This is a genomic window from Nocardia sp. GCM10030253 (assembly GCF_042675075.1).
Lineage (GTDB): Bacteria > Actinomycetota > Actinomycetes > Mycobacteriales > Mycobacteriaceae > Nocardia.
In genome coordinates, this window is sequence record NZ_JBHTDL010000012.1 from 168,975 (window position 1) to 193,149 (window position 24,175).

Genomic DNA, 24,175 nt, shown 5'->3' on the forward strand with positions numbered 1-24,175 from the left:
TGTATCGCCAATGTTGAATTCGGTCCTCGATCGCTGGACCTCATTCCCTGGCCGATCAGGCTACGCCAAGCATGACAAATATGTAGCTAACCTCGATTTTTCGCCCGGCCACCGGCCTGGCGTGATCGGGTTCGGATTGGCGTGTCCATGTCGCGCCCCGCGATGCTCAGATCACCGTGCGGCAGTGGTGCTGCTCATGAAGCATGGTGCCGACATCATCAGCATTTCAGCAGGAAACGAGTTCTAGTTCAGCCCCGCGTACGAGTGCAACCCGCTGATCACGATGTTGATGATGAACAGGTTGAAAAGCATCGCAACGAACCCCGCGATGTTGATCCAAGCAGCCTTGGTGTCACGCCACCCGGAGGTGGCGCGGGCGTGGAGGTAGGCCGCGTAGAGGACCCAAGCAATGAAGGAGCAAGTCTCCTTCGGGTCCCAACCCCAGAAGCGCCCCCACGCCGCTTCGGCCCAGATGGCGCCGAGGATTACGCCTGCGCCGAAGAGGGGGAAGCCGATGATGGTGGTTTTGTAGGCAAGGCGGTCGAGGGCGCGGGCGTCGGGGAGGCGGCGGGCGATGGTGCCGAGGATGCTTTCGGATTCTTGGCCTTCCGGCTGGCGGAGGCGGAAGAGGAACAGCAGGCTGGCTATGCCGGAGACCAGGAAGACGCCGCTGCCGATGCTGACGATGGTGACGTGGATGGGCAGCCAGAACGATTTCAGCGCGGGTACGACGGGGGCCGCGTCGGCGTAGAGCATGGTGCCTGCGAGGAACATCAGGATGAGCATCGGGACGAGCAGGAACACCCACATCGACCGGTAGCGCTGTTCGCGCAGGAAAAGGATGCCGACGACGGCGGCGGCCGCGGTCGCCATGGTGACGAACTCGTACATGTTGCCGAGTGGGAAGCGGTGGGTCGCGAAGCCGCGCAACACGATCGAGGCCACGTGCAGTGCGATGGCGACGATGAGCACCGAGAACGCCATATTGCCCGCGCGCTCCGCCAGCGGCTTGGCCTGTGGTGTCTCGACACGGCCAGGAAGGGCGGGGCGATCCGAGCCGGAACCGCCCGCGGTGACGAGTTCGCGCTCGACGACCTTCAGCGTCCGCGCGGACGCGTACTGCACGATGAGCAGTACCAGGACCAGCGCGTACACGACGATCGCCGACTTGAAGGCGAGATCGCTGTAGTGCGCGAGGTTCGCGTCGATCGGCATGGTCACTCTCCCGTGGTTTCGGTACTTGCCCGCTGATCCAGCAGGCGCGCACGCAGCTTGTCGAACTCGCCGCCCCAGCCGGCCTGATCGGACCTGGCGAGCCCACCCATCTCTACTACGGTGCGTCGTTGTTCAACGGTACCGGCTTCGGCATCGGCGGGGTAGACGCGGATCCAGATACGGCGGCGCTTCACCAGCAGCGATACGAGCAGCCCCGCCATCATGGCAAGCGCGCTCACCAGCACCCACTGCTGCGCCGGATCGTGCGACACCTGCAGGTTCACGAATTCCTGTGCGCCGTCGAAGGTCACCTTGGCGCCGTTGGACAGGGTGGTCGATTCGCCGGGGCGCAGGTTCACCCTGGCCTCCTTGGTCAGTCTGCCCTGTTTGATCTGCTCGGAGTCCAGCGAGAACAACGACTGCGGCCGCCCGGTGTCGAGACCGGTGTCGCCGCGGTAGACGTCCACCGCGACGGCCGGGTCGTTCATCACGGGGAACGAGGAGGTCAACAGGTTTCCGTGGAGCAGGGCGGTCGGCGCGAACAGGCCCTCGATGGCGATCTGGTTCTTGCGCCGCTCGTCCTCGGTGGCGTACATGCCGCCGGGCGGATCGATCCGAAGCACACCGCTGGACAGGAAGGTCCGCGCGTCGTCGGGACGCCACTGGATGGTCTCGGTCCTGGTCTGCCCGTTCGGGAAGGTGACGGTGAACGTGGGCGCGAACCCGTGTCCTTGCAGATAGAGACGATCGCCCGCGACTCGCAGCGGGTGGTTCACCTGAATCGTGCTGGTGCGCCAGGTGTTGGTCTGGAGGTCGGCGCCTGCCTGATATTCGAGGTTCGAGGTGAACATCTCGGCCTGGCCGTTCGGCAGGTAGTCGGCCTTGAAGTCCTTGACGCGCACGCAGATCGGGGCCATGCCGGTGCCGTCGTTCACATTGCCCGCGCGGAACGAGTCGAACACCGCAGGCGAGGTCGTGCAGAAGCCGGGGCCGTTGTTCGCTATGACGATGACGCTGCCCTCGTAGCCGAAGAGCTTGCCGACTGCGATGGCGACCAGCAGCCCGACCAAGGCCAGGTGAAAGACGAGATTGCCCAGTTCGCGGGTGTACCCCTTCTCCGCGGACAGCGTGATCTCACCGTCGCGTGTGCCCTGCTCGATGCGGCGCTCGCCGGGCCCTCCGTGGTTGCGCAGGCTGCCGCCTCCTGGCCTGATGCTCGCACCGGCGCGCACCTCTGTGCGCCAGCCACGCAACTGCTGACGGGCGTGCGCGATCACCTCGTCGGTGGTCCGCGCGACGGTCTCGGAGTAATGGTGCGGCAACCTGGCCAGATTGCGCGGTGCGCGCACCGGCGGGGTGCGCAGCGCCCGGTAGTGGTCGAACACGCGCGGCAGAATGCAGCCGACCAGCGAAATGAACAGCAGCACATAGATGGCCGTGAACCAGAAGCTGGAGAACACGTCGAACAGCTCGAACCGGTCCATCCACGGCCCGAGGGTCGGCCGGTCGGCGATGTACTGGGCGACCTTCTGCTCATTGAGGCTGCGCTGCGGCAGCAGTGCGCCGGGGATCGCGGCCAACGCAAGCAGGAACAGCAGCACCAGCGCGGTGCGCATGCTGGTGAGCCCGCGCCAGGTGTTGCGCACCAGTGCCCACGCCCGGCCCGGCAGCGACTGGCGCGGCGGAATGTGCTGCGCCTCTGGTCTGTCGATCACGGTCATATCGGTAGCGTCACCTCGGAAACGAACGCATCGCGAACCCAGGCGACGAACTGGTCCCACGCCCCGGTGACCAGCGCGATGCCGACCGCGACCAGCAAGATGCCCCCGATGATCTGGATGGTGCGGGAATTGCGACGCAGCCAGCCGACGCCACGCAGCGCGCTGGCCGAACCGAAGGCCAGGATCACGAACGGCAGACCGAGACCGAGGCAGTAGGCGACGATCAGCGCCACCCCGCGCACGGCCGTCGTCCCGTCGGTGCCCGCGGACACCGCCATCACCCCGGATAGGGTCGGCCCGAGGCACGGCGTCCAGCCGAGCGCGAACACCGCGCCGAGCAGTGGTGCACCCGCGATGCTCGTCAGCCTGCGCGGCTCCATTCTGGTGTCACGTTGCAGTGCGGGCACCAGGCCGATGAACACCAAGCCCATCAGGATGGTGACGACACCGCCGATCCGCTGCAGCAGTTCACGATTCACGTTCAGCGTCTGAATCACGCCGAAAACCGTCGCGGTGGCGAGCACGAACACCACGGTGAATCCGGCGACGAACAAACCAGCCGCCCCCGCAACCCGCATCCGGCCCCTGCGCGCCACCTGCTCCGGCGACGCGACAGCCCGATCCGCGACCGCGACCGAACCGGGCTTGCCCCCAAGGCCTTTGGCTTCGGCAGCGGTGGCAGGCGGCGCCTCGGCGCCGACCAGGCCCGCGAGATATGACAGATAACCGGGCACCAGCGGCACCACACACGGTGAAGCGAACGACACCAGTCCCGCCAGCATGCAGGCGCCGAGCGCGAGCAGCAGCGGCCCGGACGCCGCCGTCTGCTGGAACGACTCCCCCACTCCGGCAAGCACGATCACGCGGACTCCGCTCCTCGCGGGTCACCGGCGGGCGCCTGCTCGGGAGCGGGCATGGAGGAGACTGCCGGCGCGTCGTCGCGCGCGACATCCATCATTGATTCCGCCGCGGCACTTCGCGGGACCACCGCGACGCCCGCCCACCGATCATCGACGGTCCACGTCCCGCGAACGAGTCGGGCGGCCTGCCGCGGACGACAGGCGCGGTGGCCGCGAGTACGGCGATCGCGGGTCACGACTGCGCCTCTTCGGGCTCCGTGTCGCCACGAACCGGCACCTGCCGTTCCGTATCGGACGCCGCCGGGGTGACCTCACCCCAGCTGACATCCATCATCGATGCCGCTGCGGCACTTCGCGGTACGGAGGCGACGCCGGCCCAGCGATCGTCGACCGTCCATGTCCCACGGATGAGTCTGGCTGCCTGCCGCGGGCGACAGGCGCGCGGGCTGCGGGTGCGGTTCACTGAGAGTCCTCTGCGGCGATACGTTCGAGTACGGGCTGGAGATCCTCGGCCAGGAGGGACCGGAGGAAGACGGCGGCTACGCGATGGTGGCGATCCAGAACGAGAGTCGTCGGGATGACGCTGGTCGGGAAGTTGCCGCCGAGAGCGAGCAGCGTGCGCATGGACGGGTCGTAGATCGACGGATAGCCGATCTTGTTGTCCACCACGAAGTCCTGGGCCTTGTCCTGCTGCGGGTCACGGACATTGATGCCGAGGAAGGCGACACCTTTGCCTTTGGTCGCCTCGAAGGCCTTTTCCAGGGCAGGAGCCTCGGCACGGCACGGGCCGCACCACTGACCCCAGAGATTGAGCACGACCACCTTGCCTGCGAAGTCCTCGACCGAGGTGGTCGCGCCAGCGGTCATCAGATCGGGTCCGGCCAGCTTGCCGATGGTGCCTCTGGCGCTCGGCGGGTCGTAGAAGATGTCGGTTTTACCACCGGGTGAGACGAATTCGAAGGTGCCGCCGGAGGCCACCGCGTCCGTCCCGGTCGAGCAGCCCACCAGCGCGGCGACGAGGCACACGCAGGCGAGCAGGACCGGAGCCAGGCGCCGGGTCCGGGATAACGCGGTGGGCGGTCTCATGCGCCGTGCACCGTTGGATCCGAACCGCCCGCGGGCTCGGAATAAACGATGTCGACGAGCGTATCGCCTTGGTAGACAAGGGAAGTCAGCGAAGCGAGCGAGCACTGCCGGTGCCGGGGATCGTGCCAGAGCCGCTGCCCCTGCAGGAACCGGCGCAGCGTCCACACCGGTAGCTGATGCGACACCAGCACGACCTCATGTCCGGCTGCCTCGACCCGCGCCTTGTTCACCGCTGCCAGCATCCGGTGCGCGATCTGCAGGTACGGCTCACCCCAGGACGGGGTGAACGGATCGCGCAGCTTCCACCAGTGCCGCGGCTTGCGCAGTGCGCCGTCACCGACCGACACCCGCAGGCCCTCGAAGGTATTGCCCGCTTCGATGAGGTTCTCGTCGGTCCGCACGACCAGTCCGTGCTGGGCGGCGATGGGCTCGGCGGTCTCCTGCGCGCGCTGCAGCGGGGAAGCGATCACCAGCGAGATGTCGTGATCGGACAGCGACCGCGCGACCGCACCGGCCTGCGCGCGTCCGGCCACCGAGAGCTGGAAGCCGGGCAGTCGGCCGTAGAGGATGCCCTTCGGGTTGTGCACCTCGCCGTGGCGCAGCACGTGCACGATGGTCTCGACACCGGGCTCGCTCTCGGCGGCCGCGGCTGGTACTTCGCGCTCTTCGGAATCTGTCTGATCGGGGTCGGAACTCACGCGCGGGATCCTTCGGGTGTGGCGGCCGCGGCCGCATGTGCGGCGGCGGGCAGGGCGGCGGCGATACGGTCGAACGCGTCCTCGTCGAGCGCCGCGGAAACGAACCAAGCCTCGAACGCGCTCGGCGGCGCGTACACACCGCCGTCGAGCAAGGCGTGGAAAAAGGCGGGAAAACGCCAGGTCTGGCTGGCCTTGGCGGCGGCGTAGTCGATGACCGGACGGTCGGCGAAGAACACGCTCACCATATTGCCCGCGAACTGCACCTGATGCTCGACCCCTGCGGCGGTGAGGGCCTCGGTGAACAGGCCGCCGAGGCGGTCGGCATTGCGATCCAGTGCGGCGTACACGGCATCGTCGGCAGCACGCAGCGTGGCGAGGCCCGCCGCGACGGCGACGGGGTTACCGGAGAGGGTGCCCGCCTGGTACACCGGGCCGAGGGGGGCCAGATGATTCATGATCTCGGCGCGGCCGCCGAACGCGGCGGCGGGCAAGCCGCCGCTCATCACTTTGCCGAAGGTGTAGAGGTCACCGGCGACGCCCTCGCGGCCGAACCAGCCGGCGCGGCTGACCCGGAATCCGGTCATCACCTCGTCCATGATCAACAGCGCGCCGTGCTGTTCGGTCAGCGTGCGCAGGCCGGCGTTGAACCCGGGCAGCGGCGCCACCGCGCCCATATTGCCCGCGGCGGCCTCGGTGATCACGCAGGCGATCTCGCCCGGATTCGCCGCGAACGCGGCGGTGACGGCGTCGATGTCGTTGTAGGGCAGCACGATGGTGTCGCCCGCCTGGGCGCCGGTGACTCCCGGCGAAGTCGGCAGCCCGAGCGTTGCGATGCCGGACCCGGCGTCGGCGAGCAGCGCGTCCACGTGCCCGTGGTAGCAGCCGGAGAACTTGATGATCTTCGCGCGGCCGGTGTAGCCGCGGGCCAGCCGCACCGCGCTCATAGTTGCCTCGGTGCCGGAGTTCACCAGCCGCACCCGCTGCACCGGCGCAACCCGCTCGGCGATCAGTTCGGCGAGTTCGATCTCGGCCTCGGTTGGGGCACCGAAGGACAGCCCACCGGTCGCGGCGCGCTGCACGGCCTCGACCACCGCAGGGTGCGCGTGGCCGAGAATCATCGGCCCCCACGAACACACCAGGTCGACGTACTCGTTGCCGTCGGCGTCGACAAGGGTGTAACCGTTGGCGGAAGCGATGAATCGCGGTGTGCCACCGACGGACTTGAACGCCCGCACCGGTGAGTTGACACCACCGGGGATCACCGAACTCGCCCGTTCGAAGAGCTGAGCGGAAACCGGCACCGATGACCTGGTCGCGCGCGGAGAAGAACTCACGACGTCCAGTCTCTCAGCCCGATCCGAATGAGTCGACGACAGGGTGTAGCGGAGTGATCCACGCCGCAGCGAGTGCGTCGAGCCGGCGCGGTGTCATTGCGCAACACGCCGAGCGCGATTCGTCGAATATCGGTCGCCGAATGATTGCTGATGCGTAATCTCGGTGCGTCTCGCATCACCTTTGGGCACCATCTACCGGTCGAAAGGGTTTCTCTATGCGGTTTGCCGTCCTCACCGCCGTGGTACTCACCGCGTTCACCGCCGCCGCCGCGCTGCTCGGCGCCGGATCCGCAGGGGCCGTGGTACCGATCGGCCAGCCCGACCGCGTCGGCATGCACCTGAACCACGAGGAGACCATGGCCATCGCCGACGGGCCGTTGCCCGCGCTGGTCTCCATGGTTGTGCCGCTGAACCGGATCGGCGCAGGCCTGAAGGCCGACACCGAGATCTACCGGGACGATAACGGCGGTGTCCACGCCTCACTGCGCCAGATCATGGTGGAAGCCGCCGATCACCCCGACGGCACCGTCATCCTCTATGTCAATGCCCCCGGCACCCGCGACGGTCGCGTGCTGGATATCTACCAGCAGTGGAACTGAGCGGGCGCCGGTTCCGCGTTCCGGCTCAGGTGTACATGCACGGCACCGAGGCCGAGATGGTGTGCAGCTGGCACATGACCATGTTGTAGATGCCCGCGGAGCCGGTCTCCGGGGCGAAGACCGGCGCCACCTTGGCGGTCTCGACCACAGCAGGCTCCAACGGCACCCCCGTGGTGGCTCCCGCGGGCGCCGCCCCGAACCCGATCGCGGCGGCGACGGCCACCCCGGCACAAAGCTTTCCAGCAAAACCGATCACAAGCATTCCTTTATCGACGCAATCTTCACTACGGCGAAATCCTAATGGCCACACAAAGATTCGCCATATTCAGCGTCATGCGCCGACCATTCCGCCCACGGCAGCCGGTGGCTGCAATTGCACGGTAACCGAGTCGGCGGTGCCGCGTGCCGCATCAGGTGAGCCCGACATAGAACGCGGCCGAGTCGCGTGGTCACCAGCCAGGCGGTGAACGGCCACAGCGGCGCACATCGCCGCCGATTGCCCTGGCGCTGGTCAGCCTCGAGTCGAGCGTTCGGCGACGGTATGCATGGTCCGCGCGCCCGCGTCGATGCCGATCACACCGGCCACCGTGACCAGAAACGCGGCCAGGATCAACCACGGACCGACATAACGGGTGGCGTCGAAAGCGGGGACATCCCCGGCCCCAGGGAACGACGTGACAACCAGCCCGTTGCGCCAGCTCAGCACCGCCGCAACCACGCACAGCACCGCAACGGCCACTTCACCGAGCACTACGATTTCGCGCCTCAACGATCCGCTCCATTCTCGCTGTGTCGATCATCGATTCCCTCGGAACCTTCGACGGTGTCGATACTGCCCGTGCCACGTTGCCGGTCGAGAGTCTCGGTCAGTGCCGCTCGCAACCCGCGGTGATCCTTGGCCCAAGCCTGCACGAGGCTGCCGTCGGCCAGGCGTAACCCGATCCCGGAGCGACGACGAGGGACCCCGCTCAGCTCGCCGAGCGCCCGCGCCGACTCCCAGTCCTCATCATCCCAGGAGTCCTCGTCGCGCTCGGGGAGCACCGCGTCGATCGTGGTGAGCGGGAGTGTCTCGGTACCCTCGCGCAGAGCGTTTTCGGTGAGTTCGACGCTCACATGCCGTTGGCCCGCAATCACTTGCAGCACAACGAAAACCGCGATCAGCGCGGCACAGAAAATCAAGGCGAACCAGTGCACCCGACTGGCGGTCACCAATTCGATGAAGAGAATGATCGAACACAATCCGGGCCCGTAGGACACCGAGCGCCACCGCGCACCCGGTTCGGCGAACAGGACGCCAGAGCCGTCGGCCGCCTCTGTCACCCCGTGCTCCCGGCCGCGCCGAATACAACGACAGGGATCACCATCGAGGACAGGATCAGCCGACGAGGCTGGGGATCAGCAGGACAGCGACGGTGAGCACACCGAACAGAATCAGCAGACTGAGCACGAGCAAATCTCGCCGAATGCTCTGCGGCTGTTGGATCACCACACGCATCGATGCCTCCGCTCTCCCGGAGCCAACTGGTCAACGCACTCACGAAACGCAAGCAAACGCATAACGAGCAACTACCGGTTCCCAAGTCCACTGTGACAACCCTCACGATACATGCTGGCGTTACCCGGACAAACTCGGCGCCTACCGCTCCGGCCGTTCACCGACGGTTCATCTGGAAGTACGCGGTCGAGTCCGCGCGGTGACTCAGATAAATCGCGCCCGCCGCGAGCACACCCTGCACGATGGCGGCGCCGCCCGCCACCAGCGAGGCCACGCCCGCGGTCCCCGAGCCGAGCGCGAACATGGTGCCGATCGCGGTGAGCGCCAGCCAGACGCCGACGAAGGTCAGCAGGGTCCGCGCCCATAGCTTGCCCCGGAACAGCTGATGCGCGATCACCAGCGCGACCGCGGCGAGTGTCAGACCGAGCATGACCGCGACCACGTACGCCAAGGAGACCATCAGATCGGCGGTGGCCATGGTGAAATTCGGATCGCTCGCCCGCGCCTGGTCGTACATCCGCTTGGCGAATTCGTGCCGATTGTGTACAGCGGCCAGCATTGAGCCCGCGAGCTGCACCATGCCGAATCCGACAACACCCCACCACAATTGACGCGCGGTCCGGATGTCTTCCGGTGGGGCGGGCGGCTGCGGCAAAGGCACACCGCCCATCGGGCTTGGCAGGTTCGTCACGACAGCCAGTGTGCGGCCTCGGTCGCCCAGTAGGTGAGCACGATGTCCGCACCCGCCCGCCGGATACCGAGCAGCGACTCCAGGACGGCGGCCCTGCGGTCGATCCAGCCGCGCTGGGCGGCGGCGGTGATCATCGCGTACTCGCCCGAGATCTGATAGGCGGCGACCGGAACGGTCGAGCGGTCGGCGACATCGCGCAGGATGTCGAGGTACGACATCGCGGGCTTCACCATCACGATGTCCGCGCCCTCGGCCAGATCCAGCTCGAGTTCCCGGATCGCCTCCTTGCGGTTGGCCGGATCCTGCTGGTAGCTGCGCCGGTCGCCCTCCAGCGAGGAAGCGACGGCCTCGCGGAACGGGCCGTAGAAGGCCGAGGCGTACTTCGCGGCGTAGGCCAGGATGCCGGTGTCGATGTGCCCGACCGCGTCCAGCCCGCGCCGGATCGCGCCCACCTGGCCGTCCATCATCCCGCTGGTACCGAGCAGGTCGGCACCGGAGTCGGCCTGCGCGAGCGCCATCTCCACGTAGCGGTGCAGGGTGGCGTCGTTATCGACGGCACCGTCGGCGGAAAGCACGCCGCAGTGCCCGTGGTCGGTGAATTCGTCGAGACAGGTGTCGGCCATGATCACCGTCGAAGCGCCCACCTCGTCGGCAAGCGCCCGCAGGCCCCGGTTGAGGATGCCGTCCGGATCGCTGGCCTTGCTACCGGTGGCGTCCTTGTCCTCCGCACGCGGCACCCCGAACAGCATGAGCCCGCCGACACCCGCGGTCACCGCCTCGACCGCCGCCTTGCGCAGCGAATCCATCGAATGCTGCATCACCCCCGGCATCGAACTGATTTCCCGCGGTTCGTCCAGCCCGTCGGCCACGAACATCGGCAACACCAATTGCCGTGGCTGCAGAGTTGTTTCGGCCACGAGACGACGCAAAGCGGGGGTACGGCGCAACCGCCGCGGGCGGTCCATTCCGGTCATAAACCGCACGATACGCCTGCTGTTGCGAGGGTTTTTCAGCGCATCCTGCGCCGATGACCGGGGCCACATCCCACCCTGCTTCAAGGAACCCTTCGGGTGCCGCCATCGCGCGCGCGGAGGACGACACCTGGTCGTGGGCGCGCGCCGCCTATCGAGCGGAGGCGACGGCCAATGCGATCGGCGCGGCGACCGGCCCGCACCCGGTGATAATGCGCTCGATCTGCAACGACTGATCCATTCGCTCGGGCCGATCTGTTCGCTCGGTGAAGGGCGTTGGCCCTCGACTCTCCCCGATGTGGCCGTCCTCGATGCCGTGGCACAGTTCGCCGATCGTGGGGTCGGCGCGCTACTGTGCCGACCGCGAAAGTTGTTGTGGCCAGCAGTTTTTGTCGGTACCCGGAGGTAGAATCGAAGAAGTGTTCGAGGGAATCCGCTCGGGTTCCCGATCGCTACGGGAGGACTCCGATGCCCGCTACCGCACCCAAGTCGAAGACCGTCATCATCGACCGGCCGTATGTCCCGCTGCTGAAGCGGCCACTGCCCGCGGGTCGCCCGCGCAAGTGGTACGTCAGCCACAACCGCAGGCTCAAGGCCATGCGGCTGACCATCGCGCTGCTCGACTCGGGCATCTATCTCCCGAGCCAGGCGAGCAACGAACGCATCCGGCGCACCGCGGAACTCATCGATATACGCCCGCCGTCGGACACCACATGCAGGCTGGTGCGCACGCTGATGCGCTACAGCCGCTGATCCTGCCGATCTGCCCGGCATTCGACGCGGCAGCCGGTGGAAAAGCGAAACGCCCACAGCGCGGTGGGCGTTTCGTCCGACAATCCGATTACCGGCTGCGGCGGCTCTTCTTACGCGGCGGCGGCAACAGTCCCTCGGCGCGCAGCCGTGCAGCGTGCTCGGCGAGCGCCTCCACCAGCGGGCCGACCTGAGCGACCTCCGGCTGCACGTCCACGCGCAGGCCGAACTCGATCGCGGTCTCGGCCGTCTTCGGGCCGATGCAGGCGACGATGGTGCGGGCATGCGGCTTACCCGCGATGCCGACCAGGTTGCGGACCGTCGAGGACGAGGTGAACAGGACCGCGTCGAAGCCGCCGGTCTTGATCATCTCGCGGGTCTCGGCGGGCGGCGGCGACGCGCGCACGGTCCGGTAGGCGGTGACATCGTCGATCTCCCAGCCGCGGTCGCGCAGACCCTCGGCCAGGGTTTCGGTGGCAATGTCCGCGCGCGGCAACAGCACTCGGTTCACCGGATCGAAAACGTCGTCGTAGGGCGGGAAGTCGGCGAGCAGGCCCTCGGAGGACTGCTCACCACTCGGCACCAGCTCCGGGTTGATGCCGAACGAGCGCACCTTCTCCGCGGTGGCCTCGCCGACACAGGCGATCTTCACACCGGAGAAAGCCCGGGCGTCCAGGCCGAATTCGGCGAACTTCTCCCACACCGCGCGCACCGCGTTGGTAGAGGTGAACACCACCCACTGGTAGCGGCCGTCGACCAGACCCTTGACCGCACGCTCCATCTGAGCGGGGCTGCGCGGCGGCTCGACCGCGATGGTCGGCACCTCCATCGGGATGGCTCCGTGCGTCACCAGCCGCTCGCTCATCTCGCCCGCTTGGTCCTTGGTACGCGGTACCAGCACGGTCCAGCCGTACAGGGCGCGCGACTCCCACCACGACATCTTCGAGCGCTGCGCGACCACCTTGCCGATGGTCACCACCAGCGGGCCGACCAGCTCGGAGGCAGCGCTGTTGAGCGTGGCCAGGGTGGCCTCGATGGTGCGCTGCTGGCGTGTGGTGCCGCGCACGGTCACCGCGACCGGGGTCTGCGGCGCCATACCGTGTTCGACGAGGGCACTGGCGGTTTCGGCGAGGTGACCCGAGGACGCGTGCAACACCAGCGGACCGGGCGCGGCCGCGAGAGCGGCCCAATCGACCTCGCCGCGCACATCGGCCTCGGTGTGCCCGGAGCCGAGTGCGATGCCCGCGTAGCTGGGCACCGCCGAGCCGCCGGGCAGACCGGGCAGCACCTCGAAGACCATGTGCGAGCGAGTGATTGCGGTGACCTCGGCGATCACGGCGTCGGTGGTGAGCGGATCACCGGAGACGACGCGGACCACGTCATTGCCATTGCGGGCCTCGGCGATCAGTGTCTTGGCGACCTCGGCGGGTTCGCCGAGCGCCGGTCGCACGTCGACGGGGCGCTCGCCATCCGGATCCGCCGCGACGTCGGCACCGATCAAGGCGAGCACGCCCTTGTCCACATCGGGATCGGTGAACGCCAGTGTCGCCCGGCCGAGCACATCACGGGCCCGCACTGTCAGCAGTGCCGGGTCGCCGGGACCCGACCCGACGAAAAGGATCCGACCGGGATGCTTCTTGGTAGCTCGGCTGCTCATCGGCTGTTCTCCATTGGGCTGGGATCGACAAAGTCTGTGGCGGGCGGATTCACCGCCTGTGTGGCGGAACCGGGCGCATCCGGTTCCGTACTGCTGAGCAGCTCACGCGCGCCGAGCTCCAACAGCTCACGGGCCAGTGCTCGGCCCAATTCGGCCGCACGCTCCGGGGCGCCGACCACGGAAGCCCGCAGCACCTCGGAACCGTCGACGGCCGCCGCGCATCCGCGTAGCGAGAGTTCGTCGACTACCCGGCCGTCGTCGTCGAGCGATTCGACGACCTCGGCGAGCGCGCCGATCGGCGCGGTGCAGCCCGCCTCCAACTCGGCGAGCAACGCTCGCTCCGCGATGATGGCCACACGCGTGGCGGCATCGTCGAGTCCGGTCAGCACCGCGAGCAATGCGGTGTCGTCGCTGCGACATTCGACCGCGAGCGCACCCTGGGCCGGAGCGGGCAACATCTGCACCGGCTCCAGCGACTCGGTGACCGCGTCGAGGCGGTCGATTCTGGCGAGCCCGGCTCTGGCGACGACGACCGCGTCGAGCTCGCCGTCGGCGACCTTGCGCAGCCGGGTGTCGAGGTTGCCGCGCAGCGGCACGATTTCCAGACCGAGTCCGAGGGCACGCAGCTGCGCCGCGCGCCGCGGCGCCGAGGTGCCGATTCGGGAGCCGGCGGGCAGCTCACCGAGCACGAGTCCGTCGCGCGCGACGAGCGCGTCACGCGGATCCTCGCGCACCGGGATCGCGGCGATGGTGAAGCGCGGGTCCGGTGCGGTCGGCAGGTCCTTATAGGAGTGCACCGCGATGTCGATTGATCCGGCGGCCAGTTCGTCACGCAACGCGGAGGTGAAGACCCCGACGCCGATCTGCGCCACCGGGTCCGTCGCGTTGTTGTCGCCCGCGGTTTTGATCACGACCAGCTCTGCCGCGTGCCCGGCCGCGATCAGCGCGTCACGAATGGTGCCCGACTGGGTGAGCGCGAGCAGACTGCCGCGCGTGCCGATCCGCCATGGCGCATGAATGCTGCCTGCGGTCACGTTGTCCTCTTCCTGCACGATTGTCATGCGGACTGCCCCCGTTCTTCGCCGAGGTGGCCTGCCGTGAAGTCATCGGCCAGCACAATTTCGCCGTCGCCGGCGAATCGGATGGATCCGTCCTCGCCGCCGATCGCATTGATCTCCATCGGCGCGGCAACCGCTTGCGCCGCACCCGGTTTGAGCTCGAACAATTCCCGCAGCGCCTCGGCGTAGCTGTCGCCGCCCGGCGTCGAGGCCAACTGCTTGACCCGCACCGTCGGCGCGTGCAGCAGCTTGTCGACCACTCTGCGCACGGTCCGCGCCACTTCGTCGCGCTCCGGGTCGGCCAGGCTCGGCAGCCGCGAATCGAGCCGAAGCAGTTCGGCCTCGACCACCTCGGCCGCGCGCTGCCGCAGTGCGGCCACGGTCGGCGTCACCTCGGCCATCCGCTGGCCAGCAAGGTATTTCGCGAGTTCCTCGGCGACGATCGCGCGTGCCGCGGCGGTATCGTCGGCGGCGGCGCCCGCCGCGGGGTCGCGCTGCAGCGTCTCGATGTCGATAACAGTAATGCCGGGCAGGCCGGCCACCGCATGCTCGACATCACGGGGCAGGCCGAGGTCGCAGAAGACCAAGGGCCGTTCGGGCGAAGAAGATTCGGTACCGCGCTCGCGATCGGAGAGAGCACGGTGGGTGTCGGCCAGCGTCACCACGGCGCCGACCGCGCCGGTACAGGTAATGACGATATCGGCGGCGGCCATCGCCTCGGTCAGCCGCGACAGCTCCATCGCCGCCGACTCGACCCCGTAGGAACCCGCGGTCTCCGCCAACCGGGCGGCCCGCTCGATGGTGCGGTTCACCACGATGATGCGGCCGATTCCGGCACGCGAAAGATGGGCTACCGCAAGGCCGCCCATCGCACCGGCGCCGACCACGACGGCGGTTCGACCGGCGAGCGCTGTATCTGATGGGGCGGCAGCGGTGCCCTCCGTGGTTACGCGGCCTGCCGCCTCCGGGCCCTTCGTTGCCGCCCGGAGCACCTGCTGGGCCCGATCCAGCGCGACCGAAACCACCGAGGCGCCCGCCCGGTCGATTCCGGTCTCCGAATGCACCCGCTTGCCGACCCGCAACGCGTGCTGGGCCAGTTCGTGCATGGTCCGGCCGACGGCCTGCTGCGCGTCGGCGGAGGCGTAGGCGCCGCGGATCTGGCTGAGCACCTGCTGCTCGCCGATCACCATCGAATCGAGGCCGCTGGCCACCGCGAACAGATGCTCGGCGGCGGCCTCGCTGTAGCGGACGTAAGCGTGCTTGGTCAGGTCCGGCAGCGGCAGCCCGGAATGTTTGGTCAGCAGATCGCCGACCTCGGCGAGACCGCCGTGGAAGGCGTCGACTACCGCGTAGACCTCGACCCGGTTGCAGGTGGAGACGATCATCGCTTCGGACACGTGGCTGGAAGTGAGCATTCGGTCGACCAGCTTCGGGCGGTCGGCATCGGTGATGGCAACCTTCTCCAACACCGAGACGGGAGCGCTCCGATGCGAAATCCCGACCAAAAGAACACTCATGGTGTAACCACCGATCCCTTGCTGCTTGGCTCCGTTGCCGAATGCGGGGTTGTCGAATGCTTGAGTGCCGGGTGCACGCGATGGGCGATGCGGCCGGACACCGCGCGGGACACTTCGGGCAGCGGCGGCGCGTTGCGCGAAGCGTCGAAGGAAAGCATCTGCATCTCGACAGCCAGATCCACCCGTCGGACCTCCACGCCGTCGGGCGCGGTCAGCTCGCAGGGGGCAAAGCTCAGAATCGACTGCAGCCCGGAACCGACCAGGCAGTCGCACACCGCCTGTGCCGCGTCGTCGGGGACGGTGATCACCGCGATGGTCGGCTGCAGCACGGTGACCGCCTCGGCGAGGCCGGCCACATCACGCACCACGAGACCGGCGACCTGCAGGCCGATCACTTCTGGATGACTGTCGAACATGCCGACAACGGTGAACCCGCGGCGCTGGAAACCGCCGTAGCCGACCAGGGCCCGCCCCAGATTTCCGGCGCCGACCAGTACCACCCGATGTCCCTGCGACAGACCGAGCACATCTTCGATCCTGCTGCGCAACTTGGCTACGTCATAGCCGACACCCCGGACGCCGTTCGGTCCGAGGAAGGAAAGGTCCTTGCGCAACTTGGCGGAATTGACACCCGCCGCGACAGCCAGTTCCTCACTCGATACGATGGCAACACTGTCGTCGGCCAACATGGCGAGGACCCGGAGATAGGTGGCCAGCCGCGCAACAGTGGCCTGCGGGATGTCCTTCTGCAGAGCCCTGCCGGAGACGCCGCCTGGCGCCTCATGCTGCTCTGTCACGTCGTCGGCTCCTCGTTCCGGCCTGCTCGGGTCCGGTCGCTGTTCGACCTCGTGCCCGGGGCGGTCCGGTGCCATGGTCGAAGTATCGGAATGCTGGGTGTCATTACGCGGTGGGTCCGCAGCCTCGGCATGCGGGTCGCGTGCCACCACCGTAACCGCTTGTGAAGCCCTGCACAAAGTCGGTGAATTTGGCCTCATTTTCCGCCGCGACCAGCAGCGCGGCGGAAACGGACAGGATCAGCTTTCCCTCAGCGGGTCAAGTCGGCCCGCAATCGGGGCTCGTCGACATCGAAATAGCTGTGCTCACGGCCGTCCAGCAGCACGACCGGGAGGCGGTCTCCGTACTCCGCGCGCAGGCCAGGGTCGGTATCGGCGGCAGCGTCGACATCCACCGTCGCCGGATCGATCCCGAAGTCGGCGCAGATCACCCGCAGCTGTTCCAACGCGATGACACACAGGCCGCAACCGGATCTCGTCAGCAAAGTCACCGAATGTGTGGGATTGGTCATGACGGATATTAAATCGCCTCGCCACGCCCTGTTCGCTGCGCGCGGTAAGGCCGTGACTGTCACCGCTTCCAGCTACTGTGGACGTGGTTCGCGCGACGGGCGGAGGTACTGGTGCCGGAACAATCGAAGGTGCGTAGTTCAGGGCTGAAAGCCGGATTCATCGCGGGACGATTCGGCGAATTTCCGGTGCGATGGAATCAGGGCCGACTCGGCCAGGGTCTCCAGGACCAGCTCGCGCGCATCTCCCGCAGCCCTTTCGGCCCGAGCGAAGAAGAGCTACGGGCCAATCTTGCGGGCGAGGCAAGCGCGGATGCCGCGCTGACGCTGCACGACGCCGACCTAGCGGCGGCCGACCAGGAGGCAACGGGGCCCGAGGTGCCGCGCGACCTCACCGCGGCCGCGTTCTTCGATGTCGACAACACCATGGTGCAGGGCGCGTCGATCGTGCATTTCGCCCGTGGTCTTGCCGCACGCAAATACTTCAAGACCTCCGACCTGGTCGACGTCGCCTGGAAACAGGTCAAGTTCCGCGTCACCGGCAAGGAGAACAGCACCGACATGGCCAGTGGCCGGGAGAAGGCGCTGGCTTTCATCGCCGGACGCCCGACCGCCGAGCTCGCCGCACTGGGTGAGGAGATCTACGACGAAATCATCGCCGACAAGATCTGGCCAGGAACAAGGGCTCTCGCGCAGATGCACCTCGACGCGGGCCAGCAGGTGTGGCTGGTCACCGCGACGCCGGTCGAGCTGGCCCAGGTGATCGCCAAGCGGCTCGGGCTGACCGGCGCTCTCGGCACCGTCGCCGAAAGTGTGGACGGGAAATTCACCGGGCGGCTGGTCGGCGACATCCTGCACGGTCTCGGTAAGGCGCACGCGGTGCGCACCCTCGCGGTCCGGGAAGGCCTGAACCTCAAGCGGTGTACCGCCTACTCCGACAGCCACAATGATGTGCCGATGCTGTCGCTGGTCGGTACCGCGGTGGCGATCAACCCGGATTCGGATCTGCGTGAGGTCGCCAAGAATCGCGGCTGGGAAATCCGTGACTTCCGCACCGGACGCAAGGCCGCCAAGATCGGCGTGCCGACCGCACTAGCGCTCGGCGCCGCCGGTGGAGCCGTCGCGGCGGCGGTCACCCGCCGCCGCGAGCACTAACCCGTAAAAACGTTGCGGCGCTTGGTGAGCAGTTTGTAGAGGGTCTGCTGGATGGTTTCGCGGACCTGGTCGGTGACCTCGAACATGGTCATCGGATCGTCCGCGGCCTCCGCCTCGTAGCCGGTGGTCGGGATGGGCGTCCCGAACTCGATGTACCACTTGGACGGCAGCGGCACCGCGCCGAGCAGGCCGAGGTGCGGGAATGTCGGGGTCACCGGGAAGTACGGGAGATTGAGCAGCCGGGCCAGCGGCTTGATGTCGGCCAGCTTCGGGTAGATCTCCTCGGAACCGACGATCGAGCACGGGATGATCGGCGTGCCGGTGCGCACCGCGGCGGCCACGAATCCGCCTCTGCCGAAACGCTGCAGCTTGTAGCGGTCGGTGTACTGCTTGCCGACGCCCTTGAAACCCTCGGGGAACACGCCGGTCAGCTCGCCGGCGCGCAGCAGTCGTTCGGCGTCGGGGCGGCAGGCCAGGGTGTGGCCGGCCTTGCGAGCAAGCGAGCCGAGGACCGGCGTCTCGAAGATGCGGTCGGCGGCCAGCAGCCGCAGGGCCCGCTGCTTCGGATGCTTGTCGTGGATCGCCAGCTGCAGCATCAGTCCGTCCAGCGGGACCGTGCCCGCATGGTTGGCGACGATCAGCGCGCCACCCACCTCAGGAATGTTCTGCATCCCGCTGACCTGCACCCGGAACCAGAAATCCGACATCGGACGCAGCATGGGCAGGAGCAGTGACTCGAGCAGGTGCTCGTCAAAGCCGAATTCGTCGACCTGATAGTCGCCGCTGAGTCTGCGCCGCGCGAAATCCGCGGTCTTGCCGATCTGCTTGCCGAGGGCACCCCGCAGCATCTCCGACAATGATTGCGGCACTGGGGGTTCGGTGGCCGCCAGCCGTTCGGTCAGCGAGGTCACCTGGCTCGACGGCGATTCACCGACCGTAAGTTCCGGCCAGCGGCGCGTGGTCGGGCGCGGGCGCGCCTCGATGTTCACGTCGTGGAGTTGGATGACTTTCGCTACATCGTTCATTGTTGTGCTCCCGTACCGGCCCCGAGCAGGCCGAGCAGTTTCTTTTCTGCGACATCGATCCACGCGGGATCGAAGACGGGCCGCGACGCTGCGCCCCCGATGAAGTCGTCGAACGCCTGTACCGTCGTCCAGCGCGGCACGAACCCGAGTTCAGTGCGCATGCGCGTGGTGTCCAGACCACAGCCGAAGTGGAAATAATCGAGTTGCTCGCTACTGAATTCACGCATCACCGGGCCCATCAGCGCGCGCCCCGCGGTACGGAACAGCACGAACGGGATCGGCAGCTCGATGCGGCCTGCCCGCCGCACCGCCTGGGAAAGGGCAAGCGCGCCTTCACCCGCGATGTTGTAGGCGCCGACGGCCGCCACCTGCGCCGCATGCGCCAGCGCGGCAACGGCGTCCTCCTCGTGCACCAGCTGCATCCTGGCATCGCGCCCGAACACGGTCGGCGCAACCGGCGAACGCAAATATTGCACGCCGCGGCTGGCCAGCCGCGGACCGACGATCGGCGCAAAACGCAGAATCGCGGTTGCCATATCGGGGCGACGCCGTGCAAGCCCGCGAACGAATCCTTCGATTTCGATCATGTCGCGCGCGAATCCGCCGCGTGGCGGTGTGTGCGCACTCATTTCTTCGGTGAATTTCGCGGGATCCTTCGCGCTGCATCCGTACACCGCGGAAGTCGAGCGCACCACCACCCGCCGCACCGACGGCGACTTCTGACACACCGCGAGCAGTTGCATGGCGCCGAGGACGTTGAGGTCCTTCATCACCGCCCTGCTGCCACCGGCCGGCGGGCGCGCCAACAGCGCGGCATGCACGACAGTGTCTACTTCGCTGACATCGATTACCTTGCGAATCAACGGATTTCGAATGTCGGCGCGAATGAATTCGGCGCGGCCCATGCGGCGGGATAGCTCGCGACTCGGGGTCATGGTGTCGACGGCGATGATGCGTTCGATGCCGGGATCCTGCGCGAGCCGAGCCACCACATTGCCGCCGAAGTACCGGCTGGCGCCGGTAACCAGCGCAACCTTGGGCGTGTGTCCGTCTCTAACCTCAGATCCCATCTGCACCGGATCCCAACTCGACAGCCCCCCATTTCATTTAATGCGGTTCCAGCGTAACCGTTGCACAACGACGCGCCGAGAGTATTCGAGAGTATTAACCAGGTGCTAACGATGACTTCAGTCACGCAGACACAAATCGTTTTCAAACTTGAGCGTTTCAAAACGAAAGGCCCGCCACCTGATCGGTGACGGGCCCTCAGCTAACGCGCAGCGGCTTACTTGCCGAGTTTGCGCCGCTGAACGCGGGTGCGGCGAAGCAGCTTGCGGTGCTTCTTCTTCGACATGCGCTTGCGACGCTTCTTGATCACAGAACCCATAGGGTTGTTCCTCGCGTTCTCTCTACTCGGCGCGCACGTCAATCACGTACGCCGTACTCAGCATCCGCGCCGCCGACGGCCACCGGACACCACGAAACGGTGCCACCGGCAGGCGAACACGAACCGAGGGCTCATCCTACCGGGACACTCATAGGCGAATGAAATCGCCTCATCCAGCGTCGAAGTAGGACGTCTCCAGGTAGTCGTGTACCGCTTTGGCATGCACCCGGAACGAACGACCGACTCGCACGGCGGGCAACTCACCCGAGTGCACAAGCCGATAGACCGTCATTTTGGACACCCGCATCAAATTCGCTACCTCGGCGACGGTGAGGAACTGGGTGCCGCCACCGAGCACGGGTTGCGCTGGAGATCCCGGACTGCCTTGCGACCGGGAACCTGCCCGGCTGCTAGATGGTCCGGAGCCGCCTGGCGACGTCCCTGAGCTATTTGCAGACATCTTGTTAGACATCATTGCACCATTGACCTCCGGCACGTCCGCGCCGCCGGCTTCCCCACCGGCGGAACAGACACGCACGTGCTCCTTGAAGCTTAGCGGGACCAGTGGGATTACTGCGACGGGTGTGAGAAATAAGGTTTGCCTACAGGGAACCGACCGGTCACTCCGCAGACCTGCCCTGTTCCGCCGACCGTTGCTTGGCCGCGTGCAGCGCCTCCAGGAATGCCGAACGGACCCCACCCCGCTCCAGCTCGCGCAGCGCCGCAGCAGTGGTGCCCGCCGGAGACGTCACCGCGGCACGCAGCTCCACCGCGCTCTGGCCCGCGTCGTCGAGCAGCGCCGCGGAACCGACCATGGTCTGCACCACGAGCTGGGTCGCGACGTCCCTCGTCAGGCCGAGCCCGACGGCCGCGTCCACCATCGCCTCCACGACCAGGAAGAAATACGCGGGTCCGGAACCCGAGACCGCGGTGACCGCGTCCATCTGCGATTCGGCGACGGTCACCACTTTGCCGACCGCGGCGAGCAGCTCGGTCACCTCGGCCAACTGCTCCGGCCTGGCGTAGCGGCCCGGCGCGAGCACGCTCATGCCCTGACCGACCAGCATCGGTGTATTCGGCATCACCCGCACCACCGGGAACCCCGCGGGCAGCTTCGCCTCCAGCCGCGCCGTCGGCACGCCCGCGGCGAGCGAGACCAGCACCTGATCCCGGTCGGCGTCGAGTTCGGCCTTGCCGAGTTGGGTCAGCACGGTATCGACGTCACCGGGCTTGACCGCGATGACAAGCAGATCCGCGCCGACGACCGCATCGGCCACCGAGCCGGTAACCCGCACGCCGAACCGATCGGCGATCAGCGCGGCCCGATCCGCATGCGTCTCGACGATGACCAGGTCCCTGCCCGCTCGGCCCGACTCGAGCAACCCGGCGACCAACGCCTCCCCGATGCGACCTCCACCGATCACCGCAATTCTCGTCATGGGGGTAAAGATTAGACCGCGCTCAACGCTGCGGAATCAGCGCCAGCTGGCGGCTTTGCGCGACGACCGCGCCGGTGGAATCCAGGATGAGCTGATCCTCGTCGAACATGCGGCCACCGACCTCGTGGGTGGTCGCGATGATCCGCAGCCAGCCGGGGGCCGGCCTGCGCCGCAGGTAGGTGGTCATCTGGACCGTCGGCGCCCAGCCGAAGTGGCCGAGGTTCATCGGGACCGGCGGGCTCATGTCGGCGGACATGATCGCGAAGTACATCGAGACGTCGGGATCCCGCTGATCGCCCGCGCGCGGGCGCATCCACAGCCGCAGCCGCGGTTCGGCTTGCTCGCCATCCAGGAACCGGGCCCACTCGCGGTCGATGTACAGCTCCGCGCCTTGGCCGACGTGGACGATGCTGCCCATCGGCGAGCCGGATTCGTAGCCGACGGCGTCGGCGGGCGGCTCGGCGGGCATATCGCCGTGCTGCGGCGCGTACAGGGGATCGGCGTCGTCGAGGTGCCCGAAGGTGAAGGCGGTCCGCACCAGGCTGCGCCCGTCCTGGATCAGGGTCGTGTCGGCCAGGCAGATCTGTCGGCCCACTTTGCGGATACGCACCTCGTACTCGACGTCGCCGGGCACCGGGGCGCCGAGGAAGTCGGAGCTCGCCGCGATGGGGGCCATCGCGGCCAGTGTCGGATCGGAGGCGCGCAGCCAGTTGGTGGCCGCCGCGGCGCTGGCCGCGACCATGGTGCCGCCGTGCACCTTCTTGCCGATCGTCCAGATCTTGTCGATGCTGCCCAGGTAGCGGCCGGTGTCGGGGGTGGGCGCGGACAGTTCGGTCAGCGCGCATACGCGGCTGAACGGGGCATCGGTCTCGGTGTCCCGCTCGAGGTCCACGGTCAGCTCCGGCATCGTCACTCCTGTCGTCCATGCGCCGCGTCGGCGGTCTGCGGCGGCTACCGAGCTGCGGCACTTATCCGCTACCCGACGTTCGTACAGCGTAGAACGACCGGATTCAGCGTCCGCATTCCCCTTGGAGGAGTTTCGGCGAACGACCCCGTCACACCTGGTTGGCGTGGGTAGGCGCGGGAGCGGGAGCGGGTGCCATGCCGTTGAGATGCTGCCTGGCGAAGGCGAGCGTGCGGTGCAGCATCGCCGCACGATCCTGGGTGGTGCGTGCGCTCTGGGTATTGATCTCGGCGACCGCGTGCCCGGAGAAACCGGCGTGCACCAGCGCCGCGCACAGTTCCACGCAGGGCTGGGTGCCCTCGCCCGGCACCAGGTGCTCGTCGTGTGCAGCACCGCGGCCGTCGGCGAGATGCAGGTGCGCGAGGCCGTGGCCCATCCGCCCGGCCAGCGCGAGCGGATCCGCACCCGCCGTCGCGGTATGTGAGAGGTCGAGGGTGTAGTGCCGGAATCCGATGTCGGTCGGGTCATAGGACTGGCTGAACGCGGTCACACCGAGCCCTGGCCCGCCGCGACGCTCCAGCCGCTTGGCCGAGCCCGCACCTCGGCCGAACAAGGTGTCCGCGCGCATCGGAAACATGTTCTCCACCGCGACGATGACGGGGCTGTGCTCCTCCAGCTCACCGACCTGGTCTGCGAAACCCTCCGCGTAGCGGCGCTGCCAGCGGAAGGGCGGATGCACAACAACGGTGCTCGCGCCGAGCGCCTCGGCGGTGTGCACGCTGCGTTCGAGTTTGGCGATCGGATCCGAACCCCATACCCGCTGCGAGATCAGCAGGCACGGTGCGTGCACCGCGATCACGGGCACCGAGTACTTCCGGGCGTATCCCTGCACGGTGGCGATACTCTGGCTGGCCGGTTCGGCCCAGACCATCAATTCGATGCCGTCGTAACCGAGTTCGGCCGCGTAGCGGAAGGCCGCCTCGGTGTTCTGTGGATACACCGACGCCGTCGACAGGCCGACCAATATCTGCTGACCATCCGCACGCGCCAGTTCGCCGGGCGAGCGAGGTTCCGATCGCACGCCCGTATCGAGTACGCCTTCGCCGACCGCACTTCCCACCCGTGTGTCGTCCGCCTGCCCGATGTTCCCCACAGCAGCTCCTACTCAGTTCGTACTGAGAAGAAAGGCTAGCGGGCCCAGGGTGACAAAGATGCCAACGACAACGGCAATCACCGTGCTGAGGATGTCATCGGTCCGGCGCAGAATCCGTACCAGCGCCACCAGCCCGAGAATCACGATCATCGCCAGG

Annotated in this window: 26 protein-coding genes; 3 read left to right on the forward strand and 23 right to left on the reverse strand. The window is 67.4% G+C overall.

All coding sequences use genetic code 11. From position 1 onward, the window contains the following. Positions 1 to 243: 243 nt before the first annotated feature. The 6 genes from ccsB to hemL form a co-directional block, all read right to left on the reverse strand. A complete protein-coding gene (ccsB, locus tag ACFQZZ_RS27060) occupies positions 244 to 1,215 on the reverse strand; it encodes a c-type cytochrome biogenesis protein CcsB (protein WP_378686395.1) in 972 nt (323 codons plus the stop codon). Positions 1,216 to 1,217: 2 nt separating this feature from the next. Next, the gene (locus tag ACFQZZ_RS27065) at positions 1,218 to 2,936 is read right to left on the reverse strand and encodes a cytochrome c biogenesis protein ResB (protein WP_378686396.1); all 1,719 of its coding nucleotides are present in this window, start codon (positions 2,934 to 2,936) and stop codon (positions 1,218 to 1,220) included. Beyond that, a complete protein-coding gene (locus ACFQZZ_RS27070) occupies positions 2,933 to 3,799 on the reverse strand; it encodes a cytochrome c biogenesis CcdA family protein (RefSeq protein WP_378686398.1) in 867 nt (288 codons plus the stop codon). The genes ACFQZZ_RS27065 and ACFQZZ_RS27070 overlap by 4 nt, the downstream gene beginning before the upstream one ends. A 456-nt stretch (positions 3,800 to 4,255) precedes the next feature. Beyond that, entirely contained in the window at positions 4,256 to 4,882 is a 627-nt protein-coding gene (locus tag ACFQZZ_RS27075; protein WP_378686399.1) for a TlpA disulfide reductase family protein, read from the reverse strand. Further along, positions 4,879 to 5,496: a histidine phosphatase family protein gene (locus ACFQZZ_RS27080; protein WP_378687111.1), complete on the reverse strand. Its 618-nt coding sequence runs from the start codon at positions 5,494 to 5,496 to the stop codon at positions 4,879 to 4,881. Before ACFQZZ_RS27080 ends, ACFQZZ_RS27075 begins: the two co-directional genes overlap by 4 nt. Positions 5,497 to 5,576: 80 nt before the next feature. After that, a complete protein-coding gene (gene hemL, locus ACFQZZ_RS27085) occupies positions 5,577 to 6,914 on the reverse strand; it encodes a glutamate-1-semialdehyde 2,1-aminomutase (protein WP_378686401.1) in 1,338 nt (445 codons plus the stop codon). A 215-nt stretch (positions 6,915 to 7,129) separates the two neighbouring features. On the opposite strand from hemL, the gene ACFQZZ_RS27090 reads away from it, so the two are divergent. After that, positions 7,130 to 7,513: a hypothetical protein gene (locus tag ACFQZZ_RS27090; protein WP_378686402.1), complete on the forward strand. Its 384-nt coding sequence runs from the start codon at positions 7,130 to 7,132 to the stop codon at positions 7,511 to 7,513. A 25-nt stretch (positions 7,514 to 7,538) separates the two neighbouring features. On the opposite strand, the gene ACFQZZ_RS27095 is transcribed toward ACFQZZ_RS27090, so the two are convergent. The 5 genes from ACFQZZ_RS27095 to hemB all read right to left on the reverse strand — a co-directional run bounded on the left by ACFQZZ_RS27095 (position 7,539) and on the right by hemB (position 10,673). Beyond that, entirely contained in the window at positions 7,539 to 7,769 is a 231-nt protein-coding gene (locus tag ACFQZZ_RS27095) for a hypothetical protein (protein ID WP_378686403.1), read from the reverse strand. A gap of 255 nt (positions 7,770 to 8,024) precedes the next feature. Further along, on the reverse strand, positions 8,025 to 8,282 hold the full coding sequence (locus ACFQZZ_RS27100; RefSeq protein ID WP_378686405.1) for a hypothetical protein: 258 nt from the start codon (positions 8,280 to 8,282) through the stop codon (positions 8,025 to 8,027). Continuing rightward, positions 8,279 to 8,833, reverse strand: a complete 555-nt coding sequence (locus tag ACFQZZ_RS27105; protein WP_378686406.1) for a hypothetical protein — start codon at positions 8,831 to 8,833, stop codon at positions 8,279 to 8,281. Before ACFQZZ_RS27105 ends, ACFQZZ_RS27100 begins: the two co-directional genes overlap by 4 nt. 332 nt (positions 8,834 to 9,165) lie before the next feature. After that, entirely contained in the window at positions 9,166 to 9,699 is a 534-nt protein-coding gene (locus ACFQZZ_RS27110) for a hypothetical protein (protein ID WP_378686408.1), read from the reverse strand. Next, positions 9,696 to 10,673, reverse strand: coding sequence for a porphobilinogen synthase (hemB, locus tag ACFQZZ_RS27115; RefSeq protein ID WP_378686409.1), 978 nt, complete (start codon positions 10,671 to 10,673; stop codon positions 9,696 to 9,698). The genes ACFQZZ_RS27110 and hemB overlap by 4 nt, the downstream gene beginning before the upstream one ends. 465 nt (positions 10,674 to 11,138) lie before the next feature. Between hemB and ACFQZZ_RS27120 the strand changes: the two genes are divergently transcribed. Further along, the gene (locus tag ACFQZZ_RS27120) at positions 11,139 to 11,423 is read left to right on the forward strand and encodes a hypothetical protein (RefSeq protein ID WP_378686411.1); all 285 of its coding nucleotides are present in this window, start codon (positions 11,139 to 11,141) and stop codon (positions 11,421 to 11,423) included. 88 nt (positions 11,424 to 11,511) lie between these two features. Here ACFQZZ_RS27120 and ACFQZZ_RS27125 read toward each other — a convergent pair whose 3' ends face one another. The 5 genes from ACFQZZ_RS27125 to ACFQZZ_RS27145 form a co-directional block, all read right to left on the reverse strand. Beyond that, positions 11,512 to 13,077 carry a uroporphyrinogen-III synthase gene (locus ACFQZZ_RS27125; protein WP_378686413.1) on the reverse strand — a complete coding sequence of 522 codons (1,566 nt, stop codon included), beginning with the start codon at positions 13,075 to 13,077 and terminating at the stop codon, positions 11,512 to 11,514. Further along, entirely contained in the window at positions 13,074 to 14,138 is a 1,065-nt protein-coding gene (gene hemC / locus ACFQZZ_RS27130; protein ID WP_378686415.1) for a hydroxymethylbilane synthase, read from the reverse strand. Before hemC ends, ACFQZZ_RS27125 begins: the two co-directional genes overlap by 4 nt. Next, positions 14,135 to 15,652, reverse strand: coding sequence for a glutamyl-tRNA reductase (locus ACFQZZ_RS27135; protein ID WP_378686417.1), 1,518 nt, complete (start codon positions 15,650 to 15,652; stop codon positions 14,135 to 14,137). The genes hemC and ACFQZZ_RS27135 overlap by 4 nt, the downstream gene beginning before the upstream one ends. Further along, the gene (locus ACFQZZ_RS27140; protein WP_378686419.1) at positions 15,649 to 16,449 is read right to left on the reverse strand and encodes a redox-sensing transcriptional repressor Rex; all 801 of its coding nucleotides are present in this window, start codon (positions 16,447 to 16,449) and stop codon (positions 15,649 to 15,651) included. The genes ACFQZZ_RS27135 and ACFQZZ_RS27140 overlap by 4 nt, the downstream gene beginning before the upstream one ends. A 248-nt stretch (positions 16,450 to 16,697) precedes the next feature. Next, the gene (locus tag ACFQZZ_RS27145; protein WP_378686420.1) at positions 16,698 to 16,958 is read right to left on the reverse strand and encodes a glutaredoxin family protein; all 261 of its coding nucleotides are present in this window, start codon (positions 16,956 to 16,958) and stop codon (positions 16,698 to 16,700) included. Between the two features lie 186 nt (positions 16,959 to 17,144). Between ACFQZZ_RS27145 and ACFQZZ_RS27150 the strand changes: the two genes are divergently transcribed. Continuing rightward, positions 17,145 to 18,110, forward strand: coding sequence for an HAD family hydrolase (locus tag ACFQZZ_RS27150; protein WP_378687113.1), 966 nt, complete (start codon positions 17,145 to 17,147; stop codon positions 18,108 to 18,110). On the opposite strand, the gene ACFQZZ_RS27155 is transcribed toward ACFQZZ_RS27150, so the two are convergent. The 7 genes from ACFQZZ_RS27155 to ACFQZZ_RS27185 all read right to left on the reverse strand — a co-directional run bounded on the left by ACFQZZ_RS27155 (position 18,107) and on the right by ACFQZZ_RS27185 (position 23,946). After that, positions 18,107 to 19,135, reverse strand: a complete 1,029-nt coding sequence (locus ACFQZZ_RS27155) for a lysophospholipid acyltransferase family protein (protein ID WP_378686422.1) — start codon at positions 19,133 to 19,135, stop codon at positions 18,107 to 18,109. The genes ACFQZZ_RS27150 and ACFQZZ_RS27155 overlap by 4 nt on opposite strands. Next, positions 19,132 to 20,205, reverse strand: a complete 1,074-nt coding sequence (locus ACFQZZ_RS27160) for an NAD-dependent epimerase/dehydratase family protein (protein ID WP_378686424.1) — start codon at positions 20,203 to 20,205, stop codon at positions 19,132 to 19,134. Before ACFQZZ_RS27160 ends, ACFQZZ_RS27155 begins: the two co-directional genes overlap by 4 nt. 215 nt (positions 20,206 to 20,420) lie before the next feature. After that, positions 20,421 to 20,522, reverse strand: a complete 102-nt coding sequence (locus tag ACFQZZ_RS27165) for a 30S ribosomal protein bS22 (protein WP_003402602.1) — start codon at positions 20,520 to 20,522, stop codon at positions 20,421 to 20,423. A 169-nt stretch (positions 20,523 to 20,691) separates the two neighbouring features. Continuing rightward, on the reverse strand, positions 20,692 to 20,982 hold the full coding sequence (locus ACFQZZ_RS27170; RefSeq protein WP_378687115.1) for a helix-turn-helix domain-containing protein: 291 nt from the start codon (positions 20,980 to 20,982) through the stop codon (positions 20,692 to 20,694). A gap of 160 nt (positions 20,983 to 21,142) precedes the next feature. After that, positions 21,143 to 21,961: a pyrroline-5-carboxylate reductase gene (proC, locus tag ACFQZZ_RS27175; RefSeq protein WP_378686425.1), complete on the reverse strand. Its 819-nt coding sequence runs from the start codon at positions 21,959 to 21,961 to the stop codon at positions 21,143 to 21,145. A 22-nt stretch (positions 21,962 to 21,983) separates the two neighbouring features. After that, complete coding sequence (locus tag ACFQZZ_RS27180) at positions 21,984 to 22,868, reverse strand: thioesterase family protein (protein WP_378686427.1); 885 nt, start codon at positions 22,866 to 22,868, stop codon at positions 21,984 to 21,986. A 148-nt stretch (positions 22,869 to 23,016) separates the two neighbouring features. Next, positions 23,017 to 23,946 carry a sugar phosphate isomerase/epimerase family protein gene (locus ACFQZZ_RS27185; protein ID WP_378687117.1) on the reverse strand — a complete coding sequence of 310 codons (930 nt, stop codon included), beginning with the start codon at positions 23,944 to 23,946 and terminating at the stop codon, positions 23,017 to 23,019. Positions 23,947 to 24,175 lie beyond the last annotated feature (229 nt).